Genomic DNA, 23,196 nt, shown 5'->3' with positions numbered 1-23,196 from the left:
CAAAATCAAAACGCACAGTATCATCCACAAAAACCCAACCTTCTGCAATGATATCTTTTTATTTTTGCACGAATTAAGATTTTTAATAGAAATTGCCATAATGAATTTACCTTATTATATTGCGATTTGCTAAGGGAGGGCCTCTAATGAAAGTAGCTATTTACAGCAAAAATGATTCTTATGAACACAAGATGCCTCAAAAGCAAAAAAGCCGTTTGCACAATTACGCTCTGCAGCGGGGATGGAAAATAATCAATGAGTTTGAAGATTATTATTTCTCTGAAAAACGTCAAGCACGTGAGCGTGACAAGCTTATGCAACTCGCAAAAGAAAAAGAAATCGATGTCGTTCTCGTTTGGAGTTTAAAATGTTGGACAGCATCCACCCGTGATCTCATTTTAAGTTTAGATGAACTTTCTCAATATGGTGTCTCTTTTGTTTCATTATCTGAACCTCTTGATTCATTATCTCCTGCCGGAAAAACTTTTTCAGAAATTCTTACTGCATTTGCAAAATTTGAAAAAGAAAGTTCTTTTAAAAATAATCTTTCCACTCCAAAATCCACACAAATAAAAAACTCTCAAAATAAAAGATTAGGTAAAGCTTTAAAATGTGCTGATGAAATGAAAAGGCTGCAAAAAGAAGGAAAAAATCATTCAGAAATTGCGCGTGCATTAAATGTCTCAAGAAGTAGCGTACACAACATTTTAGGTAACACGAAAAAGAAAGCTGAAAACAATAGGATTTATAAAAAAGGAGAAGCACAAACGTTATTTTGTAAATCATTTTATAATGTAGTTAATTTTCTAACATATCATTCTCGCATGAGTATAAAAAAGTAAAAAAACAAAATTAATTTTTAGCTTTCCAAGTGATATTAACATTGATCATATAATTCCAAATTGCAGCAATAAAATATCCTAAAGCATTTGACAAATAAACATCAAAGCCAAAACTAAGCATTTTTAAAGCAATACCTTGATTAATAAAGGCACCACCTAAGCATATTGCATGAAATGTAATAAGCCCACGCGACATTTTCCAAAATCCATTTAATTTATTATCTCTAAAAGTCCAAAAATTATTTAAAAAGAAATTTGTTAATATACTTATTTCAATAGAAATGGACACAGCATTTGCATTTGAAAGAGAAGTAAACTCTTGGCAAATAAAAATGACCATTGTTGCAATTAATAATCCCGATGCTCCAATAATTCCGTACTTGATAAATCGAGTAGGAATATATTGACCAAGACTTAATTCATAAAGAGCATGAATATAGTCATAAATAACACGACTTGAGAGCTTACTTTCTCCATGAATACGGCCTTTAAAAGTATACCCAACCTCTTTTACATGTACATTTTCAGCTCGTGCCAAAAATTCTAATAATATTTTGAATCCTCTTGGGTTAATTTTACTCTTATTTTCTAAATAAACATTTCGGTTCATTGCAAAAAAACCGCTCATTGGGTCTGTTACGTTACAAGGCAACGCCATTTTTGCCATAAGTGTTGCAACCCAAGAAACAAATTTACGTATTGGACTCCAGTTTTCGACGCTTCCACCATCTACTTTTCGTGAACCAACTACAATATTTGCACCATTTTCAAATGCAATTAGAAAATGAACGATGGCTTCTTCATCATGCTGAAGATCGGAATCCATCACAGCGAGAATCTTTCCTTCTGCTTGTTCAAAACCAGCTATTACAGCTGAACTCAAACCTCTATCTGTCATTCTACGAATGACTTTAAGCCAAGGATATTGAGATGATAATTCCCTTGCAATTTCCCATGTTTTATCTGGCGAGTTGTCGTCAACTACAATCACTTCTTTATCTATGTCAGATAGACATAAGTTTAGTTTATCAAGTAAAATAGGAATATTTTTACTTTCATTATAAGTAGGAATTATGAGAGAAAGCTTTGTCATTTATACTCCATTTTACTTAAAATAACTAACTCAAGACCACTGTGTCTTTTTTATATTTTATATCATCTGTTAAAGGATAGTCTAAAGAATAATGAATTCCTCGACTCTCTTTACGCATTCTTGCACATTTAACAGTGAGTTGTGCAACAGTTGCTAAGTTTCTTACTTCAATTAAAGAGCGACTTGGAATTATATTCCAATAATACGTTTCTATTTCTTGGCATATTTGATCGATTCGCGCAGCGGCTCGTGCCAATCTTTTTTCCGTTCTTACAATACCAACATAATTCCACATCGTTCTCCGAATTTCGTCCCAAAGTTGACTGATAACAACCATCTCATCGGGCTCTGCCGCAGTGCCTAATTCCCATTTTGGAACATCAGGATTCCTATAAAGATTTAAATCAGACAATAAGTTTTTTATATCTTCATAAACAAAATCTGCAAAAACAAGTCCTTCTAATAAAGAATTTGATGCCAATCGATTTGCACCATGAAGCCCCGTACAGGCAACTTCACCCAATGCCCATAACGACTTAATGCCCGTTCTTCCTCGAATATCAGTTACGATTCCACCACAGCTATAATGTGCGGCAGGAACTACGGGAATAGCATTTTGAGTGATATCGAGTCCAATTTCAAGACATTTTGCATATATGCCTGGAAAATGTGTTTTAATAAATTCAGGCTCCTTATGAGAAATATCAAGAAGAACATAAGGATCTCCTGATTTTTTTATCTGAGAATCGATAGCTCTTGCAACAATATCTCTGGGCGCTAATTCTTTTAAAGGATGAATATTTTCCATAAATCTTTGACCATCAAGGGTCTTTAAAAGAGCTCCTTCACCACGCAGAGCCTCGGAAATAAGAAAATTCTTTGTCTTAGGACTGTATAAACAAGTCGGATGAAACTGCATAAACTCTAAATTTGCAACTCGAGCTCCCGCACGCCACGCCATGGCCACTCCATCTCCTGAAGCAACATCTGGATTAGAAGTATACAGATAAAGTTTTCCATGGCCTCCCGTCGCCAAAATTGTTGCTTTTGCCAAAATAGCATAAATACACTTGCTTTTTTCGTTTAAGACATAAGCTCCAAGGGCTCGATTGCGGGAAAAATCAGGAGTCACTTTATCGGTTACAATAAGATCAATTGCTGTATGATATTCAAGTAATACAATATTTTTATTTTCTGTTACCTTGCTTGATAAAGTATCTTGCAAAGCAATTCCAGTCATATCTGCAGCATGAATGATACGTCTTGCGCTGTGTCCACCTTCTTTTGTAAGATGATATTCATAATAAAGTCGATTTTCATTTGAGTTTTGAGTAAACTGCACACCTAAGTTTATCAATTGTTTAATTGTATTTGGACCTGCTCCAATAACTTTTTCAACTGTTTTTTCATGACAAAGGCCCGCTCCAGCTATTAAAGTGTCCTTAATATGCAAATTATAACTATCATTTTCACTTAAAACCGATGCAATTCCACCTTGTGCCCAACGGGTATTACATTCAAAGAAAGACTCTTTACACAATAATCCTACTTTTCCATATGCGCTCAACTTAAGTGCAAGTGAAGCTCCTGCTACACCACTTCCAATAATCAAAAAATCAAATGTTACATTATCAATAACTTGGAGAGATGATTTCTTCTTCATTGCTAAAACCTTTACAGAGTGAAGCTCACTAAACTCGAGAAAGCACATTATGCGTGATAGTTTACTCTTGCAAGCTTGCAAATAAAACGCATATACTTGCAAATGTTTAACCTAAGAAATACTAATTCTCTTGTTCTGGTTATTTTTTTATTTAATGAAAGAAAGGAATATTCGATGTTAAAAATGAAAAAAGTGATTTCTGTATCGTCTTTATTCATCGCAAGCACTTTATCTCTCACAAGCTGTACGTCGTTCCAAGGGGATTATGGCGATCCTGATCAAGCACAAATTTTAGATGATCGCTGGAATCCAACTGATGCCACTCAAACTGTTAAAAAAATGGTAACGGACATGACTGCAGCACCATGGATTCTCAACTGGCGCGAAGATATGCAAAAGAAAGCAGCAGATAGACCCTTTGTTTTAGTTGACGATATGGAAAACAGAACAAGTGAAGTCATTGATACTAAAGCACTTTTCGAAGATCTCCGCAGTCAAATTCTCAACAATGGAAAAGTTCGTTTCTTAGATGGAGATCTCCGTAAAAAAATATTAGATGAATACAAATACCAGCAGTCTGGTGTGGTTAAAAAAGGAGCGGTTAAAGGCCCTGGAAATCAACATGGAGCTGATTTCTTTCTGTCAGGAGCAATTTCTAGTATCAATTCAAAGCAAGGTGGCAAGAGTTCCGTTCAATATCAAATTGAAATGAAGCTCACAAATATTTCCACAGGAGAACTTGTTTGGAGCGGTATCGAAAAAATTAGAAAAAACTTCAAAAGAAGTAGTATTGGTTGGTAATAAAATTCAAATTGATCTCAAGCAGTTTTAAGACTGCTTTTTGTATTTATAGAAAAGGATAGCTCATGGATAAAAAGCAACTTGTCGACAAAGTTAAAGAAGGCATGGAAAAAACAATCAATTCATTAAAATCTGATTTACAAAAAATTAGAACGGGCAGAGCCTCAGCATCTCTTCTTGACGATGTCAGAGTTGATTCCTATGGAACACAAATGCCACTTAGCAAAGTTGCGACTCTAGCAACTCCAGAAGCACGCTTAATCACAGTCAATCCATTTGATAAAAGCATGTTACCCATTGTTGAAAAAGCTATTTTAACCTCTGGGTTAGGTTTGACTCCAAATAATGATGGAAAAGTCATTCGTATTCCTATTCCTGCTCTTTCCGAAGAACGCCGTAAAGAAATAGCGAAACAAGTTAAAAAAATTGCAGAAGAAGCTAAAGTTGCTGTGCGCCACCACCGTCAAGATGGAAATACAAAAGCAAAAGCTTCACAAAAAGAGCATGGTTGGTCCGAAGACGAAGTCAAGCGGGCAAGTGAAGAAGTTCAGAAATTAACAGATACTTATGCAAAAAAAGTGGATGAGCTTTGCGTTGCAAAAGAAAAAGAAGTTCTAACTATGTAGTCAATTAGATTTGATTTAAAAAAACACCACGACATTTCTCGAGGTGTTTTTTTTTAATTCATTCATTTTTTTAGATTATATTTTTAAATAACAACTCTTGTCAATTTGATAAATTTCAATTATATTTTAAGTAGAAAACCTTAATTGGTTTTTATATTTAATTTCATATCACCCAAATTATTATACAAAATAAATAATTCTTTCTCAGAGGTGTTCATGCTAAGTAATTCAATAAATAAATCAATGCCAACATTTCCTAAATTTATAATAGATTATTCAAAAAAAGGTAAAAAATTTGGAGGACAAGTCTCACGTTGTCCACATGGAGGTATTTATGAAAAAAACATTAACAATCAAAAATATACAATTTTATTTAAGCAAGGTCGAAATGATGGAGAAACAATTTGTGAATTTTTAGCCAAAGCAATTTATGAATTAGTTATACCTGGTTATGCAGCAAATATTTTTTTTTCAAAATACAATGATGTCACTCTTACAAAAAATATGAAAAAAAATGATCTCCATTATAATATTTATATTGGTTCCGTTTTTTTTGAAGATTTTTTTGAAATACATAAAATAATGGGCTATAAAGAAAGACCTCGTTTTTTAAATACCTTTCATTCAAAAGACTCAAAACATTTTGTAAACGTTTTTAAAAATTCTAATTTAGGTCGTATTTTGGCTACATCACTGTGGGTTGGGGATTACGACGTTCACATTGCAAATATCGGAACATCTACTGAAAAGAACAGGTACCATTTTGTTAAAATTGACCATGGTTGGAGCTTTGCTCAATTTCAAGATCGTATGAATTATAAAAGTGTTCCTTGGTCTGGTTTTAGTGCACTTGGAAGGCCTACAAATCACTACAAAGACTATGATCATTTTGGCTTATACAACAATCCCGAAGGTGAATTTCAAAAGACAATACGCTTCTTAAAACACATTGGACCTGAACAAATAAAAAGTGCGTTGTCAAAAGCATATTCAGAAGTACCTATTTATTATGCTGAAAATGCTAATAAATCTGTTGCAAAATGGATCGGTTTCCCCAGCTCGCATATCCCATCTGCAAATAACTTAATTGACTATTTAACCTATAAACTTTATAAAAGAGCCACTAGTCCTTTAGTTTAATAAATGAAGCCATCAAATAGTGTTATATGAAATCTAGTATTTTTAAACACCAGTCAACTTCTGCTTTCCAAAAGGAGAAAAGAGTTCAATGCAAAATTTAAATGGCTCAACCGTTCTACAAAAGGCAAAAATTCTATGGGATTTTCTTTGCGCTGGAAGGTCGCGAACCAAATGTGACTTACTCGTTGCCTGTGGCTCGTATGATTTAAGGGTGTGCGATTATGCCTGCGCATTGCTAAAAGAGGGTTATGCCGATAAATTAATTGTTTCTGGCAATACGGGCAACTGGACAAAGCATTTGTGGAGTGAAACAGAAGCAGAGGTTTTTTATAAAAGAGCCCTCAATCAAGGCATTTCAGCAAAAAATATTTTTCGAGAAGAAAGAGCAACAAATCTTGCCGAAAATATTATATTTTCCTCTCAACATTTTCCTGAAGCAAAAAGTATTCTTTTTATTACAAAACCAAATACAGTGCGACGGCTTGGATTATCAATACCAATCAATAATCCAAATATAATTTATTATGTCGATGCTCCTGATTTTGAATTCCCTTGGGGAGTTTCAAATTCCGTGGGTGTCTTAGGATTAATTGACGAAATGGTTGGTGATTTACATAGAATAATAGAATACCCAAAGATCGGATATCAAAAAGAATGCGCTCTGCCTTATGAAGTATTAGACGCTTGGAAATTTTTAATAAGCGAAAAATTCGATAGACATTTATTAGTAGAAAAATTTTAAATATAAAATTGTTGACATAAATAACATAATATTTTAAATATATTCATGCTTACATAATTTTTACTTTACAGATATTTTTTTTTAAAATCCTATTATTTTAAAATCGCTTTAAGGATAATTAGATGAAAATTCTTGCGGTCACAAACAATGATCAAGCAGGAGCTTGTATCATTGCAAATAATTCAGTTCTATGTGCCGTGAGTGAAGAACGTTTTACAAGAATAAAAGATCATAAAACTTGGCCTGAAAAATGAATGAAGAGATAAAATTGCATTTAAAGGAAAATAATACTTATAATATCTCATAATATAAAAAAAGAGAATTTTCCATGATATATCTTCTGAGCTTAGAATGATCACACATCGCTATTTACAGTTAACCCAAGTTTCCAGACAAGTTAACAGCAGAATACAAAAAAAACTCATAAATACATATAGAAATTTAAAGAGAATTGCGTTCCGCAGGCTTAAAACATAGACAAATTGAGTGACTCAAGATAAAGGTTTAGTTGCAAAAAAAATCTAACCAAGAGTCACCTATGATAAGTATTACAGCACCAAATGAAATTCGTAAAGTAGCAGACCGCTATAAAGATGTATTTTTTGAAACTCCAAGCAATTATAATTGTATTTGTGTTCTTTTATGCTTGCATCTGTTTGGGATGAAGAGTTTATCTTCTGCCGCAAGGGAATTGGGATGGAGTCAATCCGTTTTGTCCATTCAAAGTAATTTACATAAGTTTACTGCAAATCGATTTATGAGAAGGTTACGTTCGGGAGTTTTGAATAAATTAAAAAATGAAATAAATGATGAAAATTTTTGTTATGCAATCGATGATACTTCAAATATAAAGTCAGGGAAAAATGTGTTTGGTATTGGTAATTGGGGTAAAAGCAATAATAATGTATATACGGGCCAAAAAATATTTGTACTTTCTCTTGTAAATAAAAGAAAAGGTTATGCATTACCTTTGCACTATTTTATCTGTAAAAAAATTGATGGTAAAGTTGTTGAATCTGGACATGAGTTAACAATCAAACTTTTAAAAGATATTTTTGACGAAGGATATCCAATTCTTCCGGTCGCATTAGATTCTTGGTTTGACTCGATATCTTTAATGCAGAATTTAGATGACATGAAAGTTTCTTTTTGCATTCATACAAAAGATAATCGAAAGGTTAGGCATTGCAAATCATCTAAAGTGCCTTGGAAAACTTGGAAATCTCACTTTAAAAATAAAACGAGATACAGAGTCAAACTTTTAAAAACAGAGCATCAAAAAAGATCAAGGAAAACAAAGTACATACAAGAAAGCTTTGTATACATTAAGGGAAGAAAATCAATATTAAAAACAATTGCAGTTTACAATAAGTTAACTGATTCCTGTCATTTTTCAATTTACGTAACAAATGATCTGAAAATAAGTGGCGCATTTCTATATGAACTTGGAAGAAAACGCTGGTTGATCGAAGAACTATTTAGAAATTTAAAGCAAAAATTATCTTTTGGTAAGCTTTCGTGTACGGGTAAGGTAGCAGCAGATCTTTCCATCTGTCTACCATTTGCATTAATTATTTCCTTACATTTATCGCCGAATGAATTACACCAAAAGAATGTACAGTCTATAAGGTGCGCGACGCATATTCACGTAAAAAACGCACTAGCCGTATTTTTAAACAAATTTAATTATATCTTTCTTAAAAATGTCAGTTTGGAGCCATAGAGTTCATTTAAAATCTGTCAGTTAAATAAAAAAGTGAGTCTATGTTGACAGAAAATTTGGCTTTTAAATTGTAAAGATAGAGTTTGCTTCAAATTGACATTAATTTTTTGCAAATTTTTTAAGCAAGTGCGTTTTTTACACGAATCCGAGTCGCGCACCAGTATGGAACAATTTTAGTGTTAATGTCTTTGGGTAATGATATTGGGGGCACCCCATATCAAGGGACAATGATGGTCAGTATTTTGACAATATAGTTATTTTTTATTTTTTTGTACTCTTTGTGAGTTTAACTAAAAGAAAATTTATAACAGGGAGTTGCTATGATTTTTTCATGGATTAAAAAAGGTTTAGCTTGGCCCGCATTATTCATAATATTTAGTATGCAAGCATATTCCATTGATTTAAATAAATTGAGAGAAACGCAGCATTTTACAGTAAGTCAAAATATAACATATGCTTTTGTTGTAAATAATGTAAACAGTGATGGTTTTGGAGTTACATCTTGTATTGTTAATAAAGATGGTACATTCAGCAGTTGCCTACCAACGGCTCCAAAGTCAAGCAATCCTTATACAATTGATTTCGATAACAATAATAATGCTTATTTATCAAATTCTAGTTCTAATACCATTAGCTACTGCCCAGTGAATTACAATGGAATTCTATCCATTTGCAATTTGTCTAATACGAATATTACATCTCCCATGGGAATTGCCTTTTTTAGTGGATATGCCTTTATTTCAAATTACTCAGGCAATTCGGTTTCATATTGTAAACAAAATTATGATAATACTTTAAGTAATTGTGGAAATACCTTATATTTTAGATTTAAGGAACCTAGACGGATTACTATTCAAAACGGAATAGCATATATTACAGGTGATTCGAAAGAGACTATTACATATTGCTTTATTAAAAACAGACAATTAGCACATTGCAATGAAACAGGTTCTACATTCAATAATTCAAGAAGGATTGTATTTAATAATAAATATGCATTTATATTAAATAATGGAGGTGATAGTGTATCTGTATGTAATGAAAATTCAGATGGAACTTTAGTAAATTGCAGAATAAAAGCTGTTGGATTTAATAATGCCAATGATTTAGCTATATTTAATAATTTTGCTTATATTGTAAACAATGAAGATGATTCAGTTAGTAAGTGTAATATTCAAAGTGATGGATCATTAACAAATTGCAACTTAACTGGATATAATTTTCAAAACCCTACCTCCATCGCCATTTACACACCCTAATTAAACATAAATTTCAAACTTTTGATATTATGTTTTTAAATTTAATTTTTAATATTAAATTAGCAATAGGTATTCTTAATCCTTTTGAAAGAGCACAAAAATTTAAAAAAATCATATTCGGGGTTCAGATTTTCTTTCAGAATCATAAAGTTTCCACCATTATTTGTCCTTTGGGGCAAATGAAATTTTAATATTGTATCCCATTCTTCCAAGGATTTCTTGGAGCTTAGGAAAAGTCCAGCCTCGCTTGTCCCATTTGATGTAGCCCCTTATAAGGGGTCTTGTATGTTGATTTTGCCTTAAGAAGGATCAATCATAAGAAGCCCTAATCGAAACCAACTCGAGTGATGATATTGCTTCTATCGATTGTAAAAACTGCGGAAGATATAAAATAAATGAATTTAATCTTAGAGCGATTAAAAGAAGAAAAATAGAAGTACTGGATCAGATCAGAAAAAAAGTAAAAGAGGATCTAAATTATTTATCTACAAACCGTGATCTTCCTTAAAAGCAGCAGTGTGCAAACTTCAGAATAAATGACTTTTAGTTACAGTGCCCAATTCAAACGATCTAGGATAGACTTGTTAAATATAAAGATCTTAAACTTTCTGATTCAGTTGGCGAGGTCTTGCAAAAAGTGTGCCACGAATGATGTGAATATCGAAAGATATTTTACAGCAATGCTGTGTATGAGATGAGAGTCGACCTCTCAAAGTCGTCTTGCAGGCGAAGGCTTTAAACAACTCTATGTTGCAATAATCAAAAGTTATTGTGGTGAGCGATAGAGATAAGGCGTAGTAAATAAAGAATCAATGAAAAGTTATGGTGCTGAAATAACGATAGATGATTTTTCTAAATTGAAAATATTACAAAAAATGAAAAAATAAAATTATATATTGATAGTAGAGAATTTATTTATGAAAGTAAACGAGCTAATATAAAAGAGAAAGCAGTTCTATGGATGCTCAAAAATAATATTGATATTAATTATTCGTCAAAAAATGTGACACTTTTCATCGCTTAATTTTACACATCTGTTCAAAATTCAACTCAGATCGTCACTACAAATAAATGCGTAAGCATTTTGCTTGTGAATAAATTCAAAATTTTCTGAACTCACTTCAAAACGGGAGTGAGGACATTTATTTTTTAAAATCAAAGCGACTTTACGTGCTAGGTATTCAACAAAACGTAGATTATTATATGCTTTTTCAGTCACATATTTTCATCTGCTCTTTTAAGAATAGGTTAAATTGCAAAGCTACATGGACATAAACTTTTAATTATAATTTGCAAACTGATCTTATTTTTTTCCACTTGATCTTTCTTCAGTTTGAATATTTACACAAATATTAGTCACGCCTTTTAATTTTAAAACAAGTTATTATTTTTCATAAAAATATATAAAATCAACGTCTAAATATGTTTTGCTCGCTTCCAATATATTCAGCATTTTTGCAAATTTACCGAGAGAAAAGTGAGGAGAAATATCATAAAGTAACGAAGGAAAGCAAATCATATGAATCTCATTTTTTTAGGCTGGCAATTCAACATAAAATCAAATTTAAAGAATAAATAATAAACTATCTTGACTTTATAAACAGGTATGATACTGAATTCTTATCACTTAAAGAAATAAGTTTTAAGGAAATGAAGGAAAATATTTTAGAACTTATATTGACATTTAATATTTAATACTTCGCTGACTTTATACGAGTGAATATCTGCATGTTTTTTTTCAAGAAACTGTATACAAAAAAATTTTTATTATTTTATAGGAGATTAAAAGATGAAATTTGCTAATTTTCAAATGAATAACTTAAATAAATTATTCATAGCTACTGTTTTATGTGGAACCACAATAAATGCTTTTGCGAAAGATTGTCCAGGTGGCTTTTACACCACACATAACTACTGTGGTTATTCAAATACATGTACAGTCCAACCTGGTGAACAAAAGCATTGTGACTATGGGAGTAATGGGAATCATAGTTTTTGGTATACCATGAGTCCTTTCTCTCACGATACAGGTTATTACCCAGTTGGAGGAGGGGTTCTTAAACCAGTGCCAAAGATGGTTTTTAGCCCAACAAGCACTATTTCTGATGGCTCAGTGCAGGTAAAAAGCACCTTGTCTAATGGCATTGGAGGAGAATGGACATCATCAGTAGCAGAAATGTCAGGTGATGCGTCCGCCACCTTATCAGAAGGAAGTAACTATAATTATCTATATAATATCTACATAAAAAATAATACAAATAAAGAAGTTACTATAAAATATAATGTTTGTGATCACTTTTATGGAGATGGGGGAGATGCAAACGGCATTTATTGTGGCTATTAGACTCCTCTTTCTACTATTATTATTTGCTATGACAGCAATAAAAATAACTTTGCTTCACTGATTTTCCGCTTATAAATTCAACTCAGATCGTCACTACAAATAAATGCGTAAGCATTGTGATTGTGAATGGATTCAAAATTCTCTGAACTCACTTCAAAACGGGAGTGAGGACATTTATTTTTTAAAAGCAGAGCAGCTTCACGTACAAGATCTTCAACAAAACGTGGATTGTTGTATGCTTTTTCAGTCACATATTTTTCATCTGCTCTTTTAAGAATAGGATAAATTGCAGAAGATGCAGAATTGTCCGCAATGTCAATGCATTCTAAAATTGAAAGAGTCGGATTCCAAATAGAAATAGTCAAATGGCTTCTCTGACTATGTGCACCATATTCGGAAATAGCTTTGCTACATGGACATAGACTTTTAATTGGAATTTGCAAGCTGAGCTTAGTTTTTGTTTTTTGATTTAACTGTGCTTCAGTTTGAATATTTACACAAATATCAGTCACACCTTTTAATTTTGAAACAGGCGCTTCTTTTTCATAAAAATATATAAAATCAACTTCTAAATATGCTTTACTCGTTTCCAATGTATTCAACATATTTTCAGTCATTTTTTCGAATTTATTGAGAGAAAAGTGAGGAGCAAATTCATAAAGTAACGTAGGAAAGCGACTCATGTGAGTCCCTTTTTTTTCGGCAGGCAATTCTACATAAAATGAAAAATTCGCTACGCTTGGAAAGTTATTTTTCTCAGATGTGTCCTTATAAAAAATAGGATATTTAACATCTTTAATTCCAACTTTTGCAATTTTAACTTTGCGGTTGTCTAAAAAATTCTGCGTATCTTGCATGCTATAACCTTTAAAACTTTAAATAAGAATGCTCACTCTGGATTGGCAATAAGTTGAGTATGAGTTGGAAAGTCTGCAAAAAGAGGGCGACCAATATCTTTACGGAGTGGCCAAGGCAATGTTGCAACAAGAATTAACATTCCTGCCCAAGCAAAAATTGCCATTCTCTTATGTTTTTTAAGGTCTTGATTTGCGCGCTTTGAAAAAATTCTACCAAATTGAATTAAAGTTGCAAAAATAAGAATGCTTACAAAATGCTCAACTGCCCAATAACGCAAAGCAGGATTTTTCATAGCAAAACCCATATTAGACATTGCAGTCCTTACTATAGGACTGAGAGAAAAATATAAAATAAGCCCTATGAGAAGCTGTAAATGGATTGAGCCAATGAGGATTCCACCCCAAATTTTGTCGCCTTTTTGGTAGGTGGCGTTTTTGAGCCAACCTTGAGTGGATTTAAATAAGACTATAAATAAGGATAAAATTATAATCCATCTTAACCAGGAATGAACAAACAGTATAATATCGTACATAATCAATCCTCCACTAGAACAAACATCACTTCAGTGGTATTCTTTTCGCTCTATCGCTGCAAGTCGTTTTATCAGGTATTTATAAAGGAAATTCCTATGGGTCTTAAAATTACAGGTAAGTTGGTCGGCGTAAATTCAACAGAAATAACACACGGACCTTCCGGAGCAATTATAAAAACAACTGCTCCAGTAGACAATGGAGGAGATGGGAGTTCATTTTCACCCACCGATCTCTGTGCGGCGTCCCTAGGTGCCTGTGCATCAACTGTTATAGGGATGTATGCAAATAGAAATAATATAAATCTATCTTCTATCGAATTTCACATAGAAAAAGAAATGTCTACTTCACCGCGCAGAATATCAAAGTTAATTGTTACTTTTTTATTAAAAACGAATTGTTCAGATGATGATTTTAGAAGACTCGTCGGAGTTGGTAAAACCTGTCCTGTTAGAATGTCTCTTTCTGAGAACACAGTTATCCAAGAAAAGTATGAAAGAGTTTAAAAAATAGTTCAAGTAGCTTCTTAAAAAAATCCCAAAAAATCCTCACAATTTAATTATAAATTAAGTGCATTTAAAAAAAATAGAATTTCAAATTATGTTTCTTATTTAAAAATAATTTTATTTTTTTTTATTATAAATTATTTTAATTAAAATCTGACTGACAAAATTTAATTTAATTATTTTAGCCCGTTGACTTGTTTATTGTGCGGTGTTAAATGCCATATAGATTATTAATGTCCGTATATTTTTTTATTTATAATACAAAGGAGATCTTATGAAAAAGATTATTTTTGGTTTAATGCTATCAACTAGTACAGCTTTTGCGTCAGATGTTTCTATTAATTTTTTTTCAATAGTAAGGTCAGGCGGCGGCCAAATGGAAGCTATTATTTTTCAACAAAATAATACAGTATACGCATATGCACTTAAATGTAAATTTCAAGAAATTTCTAAAGAAAAGCAAAGCACAGGTATGTTTGCACTTAAAGGAACAGAGGCAAACGATGCACTCAATATATTAAATAATAATGCAATCATTGCTTCTGACGAGAGTATTCGTGATCCAAACCTTGTAACTGGTACTTGGCTTGCGACAAACTTTGAATACAAATATAAAGATCCAAATGGCGTTGAAAAAACTGAATCAAAGTCTATTAAAAAACCTATTTTCATAATAAACTCAAGAGTTTCAAATGTTTTAGAAAAAATTGAGCAACAAATTAGACAAAACTACAAAGGTATTTGTGATTAATTTAAAAAAATAAATTCAATTATATTTTAAATTTATTTTTGAGCACAAATTCAAATATATATACGACACCTTGATTAGGAATATTTTCAACGGCAAAATTTTCTTCTTTATCAAGGTATTTTGACGCCACAAAGTGAAAAACTATTCTAAATCCAAACAAATATTATTCCATAAATCATATAAATTCATATTTTTATTAAAGATATCTGCTAATTTATTGCATAATAGTTAATATGTTAGATATATACTTAACTGAGCTACTCTTGACTTATAAACGCAATCAATCGTAGAGTTTATTTAAATATATTGGAGGATTATGCATGATTCGATTTTTACTTTTTACTCTATTTGGCATATTAATAAATAAAAGTTTATTTGCTGAATCAGAAAAAATATATCTTCACTACCAAGATCGTCCTCCATATTTTATTATAAATAAAACTAGTAAAAAATTAGAAGGGGGTGAGCTTTTTATTTTAATTAAAAAAGTAATGAAAGAAGCGGAAATACCTTATGAATTTCAAATTTCACCAACATCTCGCTCTATACTTGCAATAAAAGAAAGATTAGAAAAAGTGTGTATACCGTCCGCATATATAACAAAAGACAGACAAGAATTTTCGCATTTTTCTATACCTTATTATAAAGACAAGTTAACCGTACTCGCAATTCGAAAAGAGGACAAACGTTTTGATAAATATAGTACGTTTGAAGATATAACAAGAGATCAGTCTTTAATTCCAATTACTAAGATTGGTTATTCATTTGGTGAGTATATGAATAAAGTTCTAGCAAAAAATAAAAATTATATATCTACAGAATTGGAAAAAGTTGATAAAAATAAAATTAAAGTAACATCATTAGAGCCTGAAGGCATTTTAGAATCAGTAGCCCATAAAGACGCCGACTACACATACTTTGCCTTAAATGAAATACAATTTCACATCAAAAATAATAAAAAAATTAGACAAGTAGTTAAGATAAAAACATTAAAAGATATTGTCGATGCAGAATCTCGATATTTTATGTGCTCAAAAGAAATTAGTGAGAATACTATGAAGAAAATAAATGCAGCAATAAAGAAAGTAAATGAAAAATGAGTATACTACGAATTGGTATTAATTGTATTATTTCGATAATAATTATGCCTTCTATTAGTCTCTTTGCCTGGTCAAATCATTCTTTAGTTACAGAAATTGCTTTAAAAAATTTACCTGAAATTAAAAAAGATAAAATTATAGTTCCTGAAAGCTTAAATAACTTTCTAAATAATACATACAGTGATTTGCCTGATCTATTTAATAAAATAGAAAATTGGTCTCTAAATAGAAAATTGAATTATAAATACTCTTACTATCCAGCAACTCCTAAAGAACTTTCTTTTAACTCTTATAAAAACGATCCAAATATTGAATTAAAGTTCTTAATGGCAATGCGGATAAACCCTGCTATGAAGTTTCCAATTTACTTACAACTTCTTCCAGGTGATGAAGCAAGTGACAGACATATACAAATTCCATCAACTGAAATTCTTCTACCTGAAATATCAAAAAACACAATTTCATATTCTTTTATAAAAATTGAGCAGAACGAACAACTGTCCCCCTTAAACATTGTCACGACTGCATCAGATGAACCGGACTATGGATTTGATATTGGTTTGTTTGATGATAGTCCAAATGCAGACAAACTAAATTATCAATTTGGAATTCAACCCTTTGGAAATCCACATCTTGTTTTTAGCAGCCAAGCTCCTTTTCATATGGGTTTTTATCAAAACTCCTCACTTATTTATAAGGCTGCTCCATTTTTAACTAAAACCTATGCAGAGTTTCGCTTTTATCTTTTTAAAGAACTTGCACAATTTGCCTTTAAACATGGACATCCTTACTGGGGATACCGCTTTCTAGGTTGGAGTTTACATTATATTCAAGATTTAACTCAGCCATTTCATGTCACTCCTTTACCTGGTTTTTCAAGCAGTGACTTAATTGCATTCAATATTTTAGACATTCTTGAAGGCACATTTATTAAAACTCACAAGAGCAAAAGCGATGCTATAAATATCATTTCAAATAGACATTTAATATATGAGCAAATTGTCTATAATTATCTTTATTATTTAAGAAAAAATAACATAGCAAATGATAGACTTCTTTATGTATTAGCGCTTCCAGATAGTAATTTATTAGACGCAAATACCATCAATAATTATATTCGAGAAACAATTACAAAAGAATCAAACCTTGATACTCTACCAACATATGGGAGTGTTATATTTGAAAAATATAATAAAGATATTTCCTCTTTGCTTGCTCGCACATTGCCTTATAAATATGTATATGATCCTGAGTATATTTTTGACTTTAATATCAATACATCAGATATTATTAAAAATTTAGATACTGACCAAAAAGATATTCTTATGAATATTTCATATAAATTAATGAAACGAACTGGCATTCACACGCGCAGTGTCACAAAATATATTTTACAAAATTAATATTTCATTTAGATTTTTTTATTAATATGTGTAAATATTTATCAAATGTAGAAGCAAATCTTTGCTTATCGGCAGGATTAAATTGTGCCGGTCCTCCTCCTTGTATGAGGCCGCTCTCACGCATAGACTGCATAAAGTTCCTCACAGAAAGCCTTTCAGAAATGTTACCTTCATTATAAAGCTCCCCACGTGGATTGATTGCAAGAGCTCCTTTTTCAACAACTAAGGCAGCAAGAGGCACATCAGCTGTGATTACCATATCATTTGCATTCAAATTTTGGACGATGTATGCATCGGCAACATCAAAACCTTTGGGAACCTTTACCATTGTAATTATTGGTGACTTTGGGATTTTTAACTCTTGGTTTGCGACCAAGCACACTTCTACCTTCAATCGTTCAGAAGCTTTGAAAACAATTTCTTTAACCGCAGCAGGACAGGCATCTGCATCAACCCAAATTTTCATAAAAATACTTTACTCTTTCTTACTAATATTCTTGAAAAAAATTTTCAACTTAAGCAGTATAACCTTCTCAAAAGGATACGCCAATGCTGATTAGAAAATTTCTATTTTTTAAGAAATCATCTTTAATCATAATAATTGCTTTTTTTAGCATTCAAAAGCAATTAATAGGTGAAGAAAAAAAAATTAAAATCATTGCTGAAGAAGTACAAATGCATTCCTTTTATGAAGTGATTAAAATAGATCCTAAAGCTCCGCCTAAGAAAGAAGATCCTAAAAATCCAGTCGAGCCAGTTGATCCCAATGCTCCTCCAAAAATTGTTGGCTCTGATGTTGAAATTGTCACTCGAATCTTAAAAAAATTAAAAATTCCTTTTGAAGTAGAAATCGTAAAGTGGAATGAATTAGTACCCATGATAAAAGAAGGCAAAGCAGATATAGCCCTCGGCATTCAAAAATCGGTTCTTTTAAAAAAGTATGCTTATTTTCCGAGAACTTCTCTTCGCACACGCAATTATATTTTTCATCGATTAAAAACTGAAATTGGTGATAGTGAAACATTAAGTTACGAAGAAGCAGTTGCTAAAAATTTAATAGTAGGTATTGTGGTTGGCTTTACCTATCCAAAAGAATTTTGGGATTTCTATCCCTATGAAAATTTACAATTAAATAGACTGTTATATGAAACAAAAGATTATAAAGATAATATTATAAAATTAAAGCAAAACAAAATTGATCTCTTTATTGCAGACAGAGAAAGAACAAGTGCGCTCTTAAAGAAATTAGGTGCTGAAGAGACTGTCTTTCAGTACAGAAATGTATTATATTGGAGAGATTATTATTGTGTATTTCCAAATAAAGCACAATATCCTAATAAAGAAAAACTCCTATCTCAGTTTGAAAGAGAGCTCTATAAAATGAAAGAAAAAGATGAAATACCAGTTATAAATGAAATGTGGATCGAAAAAGGGTTTTAAATGAAATTTAATTCACTGAAAGCTAAAACTATATTTCATTTATATCTTATTATTAGTATAGTTCTATTAACCAGTTGTACACAAATGTGCTTTAATTCCCCAGAACTGGGCTCAAAGGCACTTCCAGTTGAGTTTTATTTAGAAAGTTCAGAATTTTTGCATGTCGATGAAACTGCAGTGACAAATTTAGAAAACTGTATTGAAAATAAAACGGGATATCGAATTCACTTTAATTATGCTACCGACGATAAAGCCGTTATTTCAGCACTTTCACGTGGAAATGCACAATTTGCGTTAATGAGTGCTTTATCTTACGTAGGAGCCTCTGCAAAAACCTCTTTGCGAAGTATTCTTGTTTTATTAAATAAAGGATCTCCTTCTACACGTTCAATCATTATTGGTAAAACTTCTGTGTGGAAAAGTTATTTAAATAAATCAGGACTCTCACTCAATATTTTTACTTTTCAAAATGAAAATACAGTTCTTTTTTTTAATAACTCAACAATTGCTTATACAACTCCTGAAAGTGATGTGGGCTTTTTAGTTCCGAGAATGTATTTTCTACAAAGAAATATTTTTCCAAACAGTGCAATTTTTGTAGGAGATTATGACTCAGTTTTACAGTCTATTGAAGAAGAACTTGCAACAGCTGGAGTAATTTCAGAAAATTTTTTGGAAAAAAAATTTCCAAATTCAATTCCAATTAAAATTGGTTCACAAATAGGACATTTTACTATTCTCGGTGTTTCTCAAAGTATTCCAATGAAAGTTATTGTTGAAAATCCTAAAATTCCTATTGAAATTTCTAAATCATTAATTGACGGTTTAGAGTTTTGTGTACAAGAGAAAAATACAGATTTTAAAAAAATATTCGATGCTGATGGAATACAAAAATCTTCTGAAAAATCATTTTCCTTCACTAAAGAACTCTATAATTTTCAACAAGAAAACATTAGAATTCTCACTCCGCGAAATTCAAAATAATTATAAAATGTCAATTCTCTGTCCTTTCGATAAAAAATGCCTCACTCAAAAAATAAGAATCAGTTAAAAATAAAAAGAGAACATGATCTCATTTCAAAGATAGGATAATGCCATGACCCTAGCGATCGTTCCAAATGATATCGTTTGGACTCGAAATGGAGATCCCATTCGAGTGGAAAAAACAAATCCAAAAACTGGGAAAATAATTCTTGATCCTGATTTTGAAAAGATTCAAGATACAGCTCAAACAGGAATTAAAAATGGACTTGAACCTAAACTTAAAGATGCTTACAAGACTTCACTCTCCGATATTGAAGGCGAAGAAAAAAGACAAGAGATAAGAGATCTTTACGCAAAAATTGAAAGCTTAAAAAATGGCAATACAGATCAACGCGTCATAAAATATTTAGAAAATGAATTGCAATATAGAATTGTCAGAGAAAAGTTTGCACCTGAAAATTTTGCGGTTGATCCGATTACTTTAGGAATTTAATAAGCACACATTCTGAGGAGGATTGTTCATGGTTTATATTCCCCCCCCCCAAAAAGGCGCATTTATACAGGTAGGTGATTATGTGTCAAAGGTCGGTATTTATACAAACCCTGGGGTTGTAGAGGACAAACGTGAAGATGGAACAGTCGTCATAAACACTGATAAAGATATGATTAATAAATTTCATCGTCACTCAATTACAACAGGCCTTACTCCTGATGAAAAAGATACATTTAATTCAATAATGGATAATATTATGTCCCTTGAAGTTCAATCAGATCGAATACTCACATTACAAGATATCATTGATGAAATGCGCACAGATCCAAAAATGAAGAAAGTATCCGACTATTTACGCAATGAACAAGCTCAATTAATTCGTTGGTCTAAAGAACTTCCACGCGTTTATGATACCCAACCAGAAAAACTCAGATAACTCTATTTTATAAAAAGATATCATTTTGTTATAGTAACTTCCACTTGACTCATACGCAGTAATGAGATACGCACTAAATTACAGTTGAGTAATTGAATACTTACTCAATAGAGAAAGCGCAGAAATTACTATGTATACAGAACTCTCAGACGTTAGCTCAAAACCTATCCCTAAACGCCAAAGAAAAAACAGAGAAGATCGCTTTGACGATTTCATTTGTAGCGCAAAAAAAGTCTTTGCAGAAAAAGGATATGATGCAGCCACTATACGTGACATTGCAAAAGAAGCTAAATGTTCAGATGGGCTTTTGTTTCGCTATTTTAAATCAAAATCAGATCTTCTCATTGCTGTTATAAATAATGGTCGAGTCAACAGCCAAAAAGATATCTTAGACTGTTTATGTGAGACTAACAAAATTGAAGATCAAATTTATTTAATAATGAAAGTTTATATAGATAAATTTAAAGAAAGCGAACAGCTAATTCGTGTTATTCTTTCAAGAGCTCTCACCGACCCTGAATTCGAAGACTTTAAAATTAGATTTAAAAATATGGATTTTTTAAAATCACAAATTGAATTTTTTAGACTCAAACAAAAACAAGGTGAAATTTCTGCTACTTGTAACTGTGAAGCATTGGTTATGATGATTTATTCTTTGTCGTATATGATTGGATTTAATAGACAAGCATTATTATGCATTCCACGCGATGAATGCCTTGAATTAGCAAAGCAGTATATTAATATATTCACGACAGGAATTAGATAGATTTTATTTAATTCAAATTCAAATAAAAAAACCTCTCAAAAGATTCTTAATAATTTTTCATTTAATACTCTTTGCTTATTAATTTTAGCACGTTAGAGGAATAAAAATTTGACAATTTCCTAACACTCAGTTATAATCAATTTAATATAAACAGACAATGCTAATAGGTTGGATATTCCACCGAATTTAAAAACTCGGTGGAACCTTATTTAAAATGAAATTAAAATTACTTTTTGGAATCAAGTAATTTTTTTAACATTTCATTCACTTTTGCTGGATTTAATTTGCCACCAGAAATTTTCATTGTTTGTCCTACAAAGAAACCAAATAATTTTTCTTTGCCAGACAAATATTGAGAAAGTTGTTCTGGATTATCTAAGATAACTTGTTCACATATTTTTGCTATGGACGTGTCATCAGATATCTGCACTAAGTTTTTTTCCTTAACAATTTCAACTGGTGATTTTCCAGTTGAAATCATTTCTTCAAAAATTTCTTTAGCAATTCTTCCACTAATTGTTCCTGAAGCTTGCAAACTTAAAAGTGAAATACTATTTTCTAAAGAAACAGGTACTTCAAGCAATTCGTCAAGAGAAATTCCCTTTGCCTCTGCAAATAATTTACTTGCTCTCATAACATCAGTCATAAAATAGTTTGAAATATTTTTTGGTTCTACTTTCCCAAGAAGCGATGTTACAAGTGATTCAAAATAACTGCTGTTTATACGAGATGCGGTTATGACCTTTGCATCATATTCAGGAAGAGAGTACTTTTCAGTAAATCTTGCTGCTTTACTTTCTGGCAGCTCAGGCATAAGTTTTTTAACTTTTTCTATTCTCTCTAATGAAACAATAAGGGGAGGTAAATCAGGCTCTGGAAAATAACGATAATCCTTTGCAGATTCTTTGCTACGTTGCCCAACTGTTATATTTTTTTCACTATCATACCCACGTGTTTCCATATGGATTTTTCCACCTGCCTCAATCACTTCGTATTGACGTTCAATTTCATAGGCAATTGCTTTTTCGAGGTATTTAAATGAGTTTACATTTTTAATTTCACAACGCTGACCAAAAACTTTGGAATCTTTAGGCATAATTGAGACATTTGCATCGGCACGAAAATTTCCACGCTCTAAATCACCATCAGAAATATCTAAATTAACAACATAGCTGTGGAGTTTGCGCAGATAATCACTGGCTTCTTCTGGTGAAGTCATGTCAGGCGCACTGACAATTTCAATGAGTCCAACACCTGATCGATTGTAATCGACGAGAGAGGTAGCTCCGACGTGTATATTTTTTCCAGCATCTTCTTCAATTTGCACACGTTCAATATTTATTTTTTTACCATTTGGTAAAATCAACTCACCTCCTAAACAAATAGGTTTATCATATTGAGTGATTTGATAACCCTTAGGTAGGTCAGGATAAAAATAGTTCTTGCGGGCAAAAACACTTACAGGTTGAATTTCACTCTTAAGAGCAAGCCCCATACGTATTGCTAAGTTAACACACTCTTCATTTATTGTTGGTAATGCTCCGGGTAAACCTAAACAAGTAGGATCTATATTTGAATTTGGAGAATCTCCATAAGCATTTTTAGCATGACTAAACATTTTACTCTTTGTTGCAAGTTGACAGTGTACTTCAATGCCAATAACAACATCATATTTTTTCATTATCTCAAGAACATT

The 23,196-nt window shown here is 31.7% G+C and carries 25 protein-coding genes; 18 read left to right on the top strand and 7 right to left on the bottom strand.

The window, feature by feature from the left end:
- The first annotated feature begins 146 nt into the window (after positions 1-146).
- Positions 147-842, top strand: coding sequence for a recombinase family protein (locus GCL57_RS04905; RefSeq protein WP_152212164.1), 696 nt, complete (start codon positions 147-149; stop codon positions 840-842).
- 10 nt (positions 843-852) lie between these two features.
- On the opposite strand, the gene GCL57_RS04900 is transcribed toward GCL57_RS04905, so the two are convergent.
- On the bottom strand, positions 853-1,935 hold the full coding sequence (locus GCL57_RS04900) for a glycosyltransferase (RefSeq protein WP_152212163.1): 1,083 nt from the start codon (positions 1,933-1,935) through the stop codon (positions 853-855).
- A gap of 25 nt (positions 1,936-1,960) precedes the next feature.
- Complete coding sequence (nadB, locus tag GCL57_RS04895; protein ID WP_152212162.1) at positions 1,961-3,598, bottom strand: L-aspartate oxidase; 1,638 nt, start codon at positions 3,596-3,598, stop codon at positions 1,961-1,963.
- Between the two features lie 174 nt (positions 3,599-3,772).
- Between nadB and lpoB the strand changes: the two genes are divergently transcribed.
- The 7 genes from lpoB (at position 3,773) to GCL57_RS04865 (ending at position 9,889) form a co-directional block, all read left to right on the top strand.
- Entirely contained in the window at positions 3,773-4,399 is a 627-nt protein-coding gene (gene lpoB, locus GCL57_RS04890; protein ID WP_161597603.1) for a penicillin-binding protein activator LpoB, read from the top strand.
- Between the two features lie 65 nt (positions 4,400-4,464).
- Positions 4,465-5,025 carry a ribosome recycling factor gene (frr, locus tag GCL57_RS04885; RefSeq protein WP_152212160.1) on the top strand — a complete coding sequence of 187 codons (561 nt, stop codon included), beginning with the start codon at positions 4,465-4,467 and terminating at the stop codon, positions 5,023-5,025.
- A gap of 216 nt (positions 5,026-5,241) precedes the next feature.
- Positions 5,242-6,165 carry a hypothetical protein gene (locus GCL57_RS04880; RefSeq protein ID WP_152212159.1) on the top strand — a complete coding sequence of 308 codons (924 nt, stop codon included), beginning with the start codon at positions 5,242-5,244 and terminating at the stop codon, positions 6,163-6,165.
- 88 nt (positions 6,166-6,253) lie between these two features.
- Complete coding sequence (locus GCL57_RS04875) at positions 6,254-6,907, top strand: YdcF family protein (RefSeq protein WP_152212158.1); 654 nt, start codon at positions 6,254-6,256, stop codon at positions 6,905-6,907.
- A gap of 122 nt (positions 6,908-7,029) precedes the next feature.
- On the top strand, positions 7,030-7,161 hold the full coding sequence (locus GCL57_RS15055; RefSeq protein ID WP_281349640.1) for a hypothetical protein: 132 nt from the start codon (positions 7,030-7,032) through the stop codon (positions 7,159-7,161).
- Between the two features lie 284 nt (positions 7,162-7,445).
- Positions 7,446-8,630, top strand: coding sequence for a transposase (locus tag GCL57_RS04870; protein WP_152212157.1), 1,185 nt, complete (start codon positions 7,446-7,448; stop codon positions 8,628-8,630).
- A gap of 320 nt (positions 8,631-8,950) precedes the next feature.
- Positions 8,951-9,889: a hypothetical protein gene (locus GCL57_RS04865; RefSeq protein WP_152212156.1), complete on the top strand. Its 939-nt coding sequence runs from the start codon at positions 8,951-8,953 to the stop codon at positions 9,887-9,889.
- 1,045 nt (positions 9,890-10,934) lie between these two features.
- Here the strand turns inward: GCL57_RS04865 and GCL57_RS04860 are convergent.
- The gene (locus tag GCL57_RS04860) at positions 10,935-11,108 is read right to left on the bottom strand and encodes a GTP cyclohydrolase, FolE2/MptA family (protein WP_152212155.1); all 174 of its coding nucleotides are present in this window, start codon (positions 11,106-11,108) and stop codon (positions 10,935-10,937) included.
- 570 nt (positions 11,109-11,678) lie between these two features.
- Between GCL57_RS04860 and GCL57_RS04855 the strand changes: the two genes are divergently transcribed.
- A complete protein-coding gene (locus tag GCL57_RS04855; RefSeq protein WP_152212154.1) occupies positions 11,679-12,233 on the top strand; it encodes a hypothetical protein in 555 nt (184 codons plus the stop codon).
- Between the two features lie 77 nt (positions 12,234-12,310).
- On the opposite strand, the gene folE2 is transcribed toward GCL57_RS04855, so the two are convergent.
- On the bottom strand, positions 12,311-13,090 hold the full coding sequence (gene folE2, locus GCL57_RS04850; protein WP_152212153.1) for a GTP cyclohydrolase FolE2: 780 nt from the start codon (positions 13,088-13,090) through the stop codon (positions 12,311-12,313).
- Positions 13,091-13,122: 32 nt separating this feature from the next.
- Positions 13,123-13,623, bottom strand: coding sequence for a hypothetical protein (locus GCL57_RS04845; RefSeq protein ID WP_152212152.1), 501 nt, complete (start codon positions 13,621-13,623; stop codon positions 13,123-13,125).
- Between the two features lie 96 nt (positions 13,624-13,719).
- On the opposite strand from GCL57_RS04845, the gene GCL57_RS04840 reads away from it, so the two are divergent.
- The 4 genes from GCL57_RS04840 to GCL57_RS04825 all read left to right on the top strand — a co-directional run bounded on the left by GCL57_RS04840 (position 13,720) and on the right by GCL57_RS04825 (position 17,381).
- A complete protein-coding gene (locus GCL57_RS04840) occupies positions 13,720-14,127 on the top strand; it encodes an OsmC family protein (RefSeq protein WP_161597602.1) in 408 nt (135 codons plus the stop codon).
- Positions 14,128-14,401: 274 nt separating this feature from the next.
- Positions 14,402-14,878, top strand: coding sequence for a hypothetical protein (locus GCL57_RS04835; protein WP_152212150.1), 477 nt, complete (start codon positions 14,402-14,404; stop codon positions 14,876-14,878).
- A gap of 320 nt (positions 14,879-15,198) precedes the next feature.
- Positions 15,199-15,978 (top strand): transporter substrate-binding domain-containing protein, encoded by a 780-nt coding sequence (locus tag GCL57_RS04830; RefSeq protein ID WP_152212149.1) that lies wholly within the window; start codon positions 15,199-15,201, stop codon positions 15,976-15,978.
- Entirely contained in the window at positions 15,975-17,381 is a 1,407-nt protein-coding gene (locus GCL57_RS04825; protein WP_152212148.1) for a phospholipase C/P1 nuclease family protein, read from the top strand. The genes GCL57_RS04830 and GCL57_RS04825 overlap by 4 nt, the downstream gene beginning before the upstream one ends.
- Before the next feature lie 4 nt (positions 17,382-17,385).
- Here GCL57_RS04825 and GCL57_RS04820 read toward each other — a convergent pair whose 3' ends face one another.
- Positions 17,386-17,847, bottom strand: coding sequence for a YaiI/YqxD family protein (locus tag GCL57_RS04820; protein ID WP_152212147.1), 462 nt, complete (start codon positions 17,845-17,847; stop codon positions 17,386-17,388).
- 83 nt (positions 17,848-17,930) lie between these two features.
- Here GCL57_RS04820 and GCL57_RS04815 point away from each other — a divergent pair, with 83 nt between their 5' ends.
- The 5 genes from GCL57_RS04815 (at position 17,931) to GCL57_RS04795 (ending at position 21,500) form a co-directional block, all read left to right on the top strand.
- Positions 17,931-18,821: a substrate-binding periplasmic protein gene (locus GCL57_RS04815; protein WP_152212146.1), complete on the top strand. Its 891-nt coding sequence runs from the start codon at positions 17,931-17,933 to the stop codon at positions 18,819-18,821.
- Positions 18,822-19,805 (top strand): phosphate/phosphite/phosphonate ABC transporter substrate-binding protein, encoded by a 984-nt coding sequence (locus GCL57_RS04810; RefSeq protein WP_152212145.1) that lies wholly within the window; start codon positions 18,822-18,824, stop codon positions 19,803-19,805.
- A 112-nt stretch (positions 19,806-19,917) separates the two neighbouring features.
- Positions 19,918-20,298 carry a hypothetical protein gene (locus GCL57_RS04805; RefSeq protein WP_152212144.1) on the top strand — a complete coding sequence of 127 codons (381 nt, stop codon included), beginning with the start codon at positions 19,918-19,920 and terminating at the stop codon, positions 20,296-20,298.
- Between the two features lie 28 nt (positions 20,299-20,326).
- A complete protein-coding gene (locus tag GCL57_RS04800; RefSeq protein WP_152212143.1) occupies positions 20,327-20,734 on the top strand; it encodes a hypothetical protein in 408 nt (135 codons plus the stop codon).
- Between the two features lie 130 nt (positions 20,735-20,864).
- Positions 20,865-21,500: a TetR/AcrR family transcriptional regulator gene (locus GCL57_RS04795; RefSeq protein ID WP_152212142.1), complete on the top strand. Its 636-nt coding sequence runs from the start codon at positions 20,865-20,867 to the stop codon at positions 21,498-21,500.
- A gap of 226 nt (positions 21,501-21,726) precedes the next feature.
- On the opposite strand, the gene gatB is transcribed toward GCL57_RS04795, so the two are convergent.
- Positions 21,727-23,181 (bottom strand): Asp-tRNA(Asn)/Glu-tRNA(Gln) amidotransferase subunit GatB, encoded by a 1,455-nt coding sequence (gatB, locus tag GCL57_RS04790; RefSeq protein WP_152212524.1) that lies wholly within the window; start codon positions 23,179-23,181, stop codon positions 21,727-21,729.
- Positions 23,182-23,196 lie beyond the last annotated feature (15 nt).

Origin of the sequence: Fluviispira multicolorata (assembly GCF_009208585.1) — a bacterium.
Classification (GTDB): domain Bacteria; phylum Bdellovibrionota_B; class Oligoflexia; order Silvanigrellales; family Silvanigrellaceae; genus Silvanigrella; species Silvanigrella multicolorata.
This window is presented reverse-complemented; position numbering and strand designations above follow the sequence as displayed.

Bases quoted from the DNA above. Each gene is read 5' to 3' on its own strand.
- GCL57_RS04905 (WP_152212164.1), top strand. From the start codon at position 147: ATGAAAGTAGCTATTTACAGCAAAAATGATTCTTATGAACACAAGATG.
- GCL57_RS04900 (WP_152212163.1), bottom strand. From the start codon at position 1,935: ATGACAAAGCTTTCTCTCATAATTCCTACTTATAATGAAAGTAAAAAT.
- nadB (WP_152212162.1), bottom strand. From the start codon at position 3,598: ATGAAGAAGAAATCATCTCTCCAAGTTATTGATAATGTAACATTTGAT.
- lpoB (WP_161597603.1), top strand. From the start codon at position 3,773: ATGTTAAAAATGAAAAAAGTGATTTCTGTATCGTCTTTATTCATCGCA.
- frr (WP_152212160.1), top strand. From the start codon at position 4,465: ATGGATAAAAAGCAACTTGTCGACAAAGTTAAAGAAGGCATGGAAAAA.
- GCL57_RS04880 (WP_152212159.1), top strand. From the start codon at position 5,242: ATGCTAAGTAATTCAATAAATAAATCAATGCCAACATTTCCTAAATTT.
- GCL57_RS04875 (WP_152212158.1), top strand. From the start codon at position 6,254: ATGCAAAATTTAAATGGCTCAACCGTTCTACAAAAGGCAAAAATTCTA.
- GCL57_RS15055 (WP_281349640.1), top strand. From the start codon at position 7,030: ATGAAAATTCTTGCGGTCACAAACAATGATCAAGCAGGAGCTTGTATC.
- GCL57_RS04870 (WP_152212157.1), top strand. From the start codon at position 7,446: ATGATAAGTATTACAGCACCAAATGAAATTCGTAAAGTAGCAGACCGC.
- GCL57_RS04865 (WP_152212156.1), top strand. From the start codon at position 8,951: ATGATTTTTTCATGGATTAAAAAAGGTTTAGCTTGGCCCGCATTATTC.
- GCL57_RS04855 (WP_152212154.1), top strand. From the start codon at position 11,679: ATGAAATTTGCTAATTTTCAAATGAATAACTTAAATAAATTATTCATA.
- folE2 (WP_152212153.1), bottom strand. From the start codon at position 13,090: ATGCAAGATACGCAGAATTTTTTAGACAACCGCAAAGTTAAAATTGCA.
- GCL57_RS04845 (WP_152212152.1), bottom strand. From the start codon at position 13,623: ATGTACGATATTATACTGTTTGTTCATTCCTGGTTAAGATGGATTATA.
- GCL57_RS04840 (WP_161597602.1), top strand. From the start codon at position 13,720: ATGGGTCTTAAAATTACAGGTAAGTTGGTCGGCGTAAATTCAACAGAA.
- GCL57_RS04835 (WP_152212150.1), top strand. From the start codon at position 14,402: ATGAAAAAGATTATTTTTGGTTTAATGCTATCAACTAGTACAGCTTTT.
- GCL57_RS04830 (WP_152212149.1), top strand. From the start codon at position 15,199: ATGATTCGATTTTTACTTTTTACTCTATTTGGCATATTAATAAATAAA.
- GCL57_RS04825 (WP_152212148.1), top strand. From the start codon at position 15,975: ATGAGTATACTACGAATTGGTATTAATTGTATTATTTCGATAATAATT.
- GCL57_RS04820 (WP_152212147.1), bottom strand. From the start codon at position 17,847: ATGAAAATTTGGGTTGATGCAGATGCCTGTCCTGCTGCGGTTAAAGAA.
- GCL57_RS04815 (WP_152212146.1), top strand. From the start codon at position 17,931: ATGCTGATTAGAAAATTTCTATTTTTTAAGAAATCATCTTTAATCATA.
- GCL57_RS04810 (WP_152212145.1), top strand. From the start codon at position 18,822: ATGAAATTTAATTCACTGAAAGCTAAAACTATATTTCATTTATATCTT.
- GCL57_RS04805 (WP_152212144.1), top strand. From the start codon at position 19,918: ATGACCCTAGCGATCGTTCCAAATGATATCGTTTGGACTCGAAATGGA.
- GCL57_RS04800 (WP_152212143.1), top strand. From the start codon at position 20,327: ATGGTTTATATTCCCCCCCCCCAAAAAGGCGCATTTATACAGGTAGGT.
- GCL57_RS04795 (WP_152212142.1), top strand. From the start codon at position 20,865: ATGTATACAGAACTCTCAGACGTTAGCTCAAAACCTATCCCTAAACGC.
- gatB (WP_152212524.1), bottom strand. From the start codon at position 23,181: ATGAAAAAATATGATGTTGTTATTGGCATTGAAGTACACTGTCAACTT.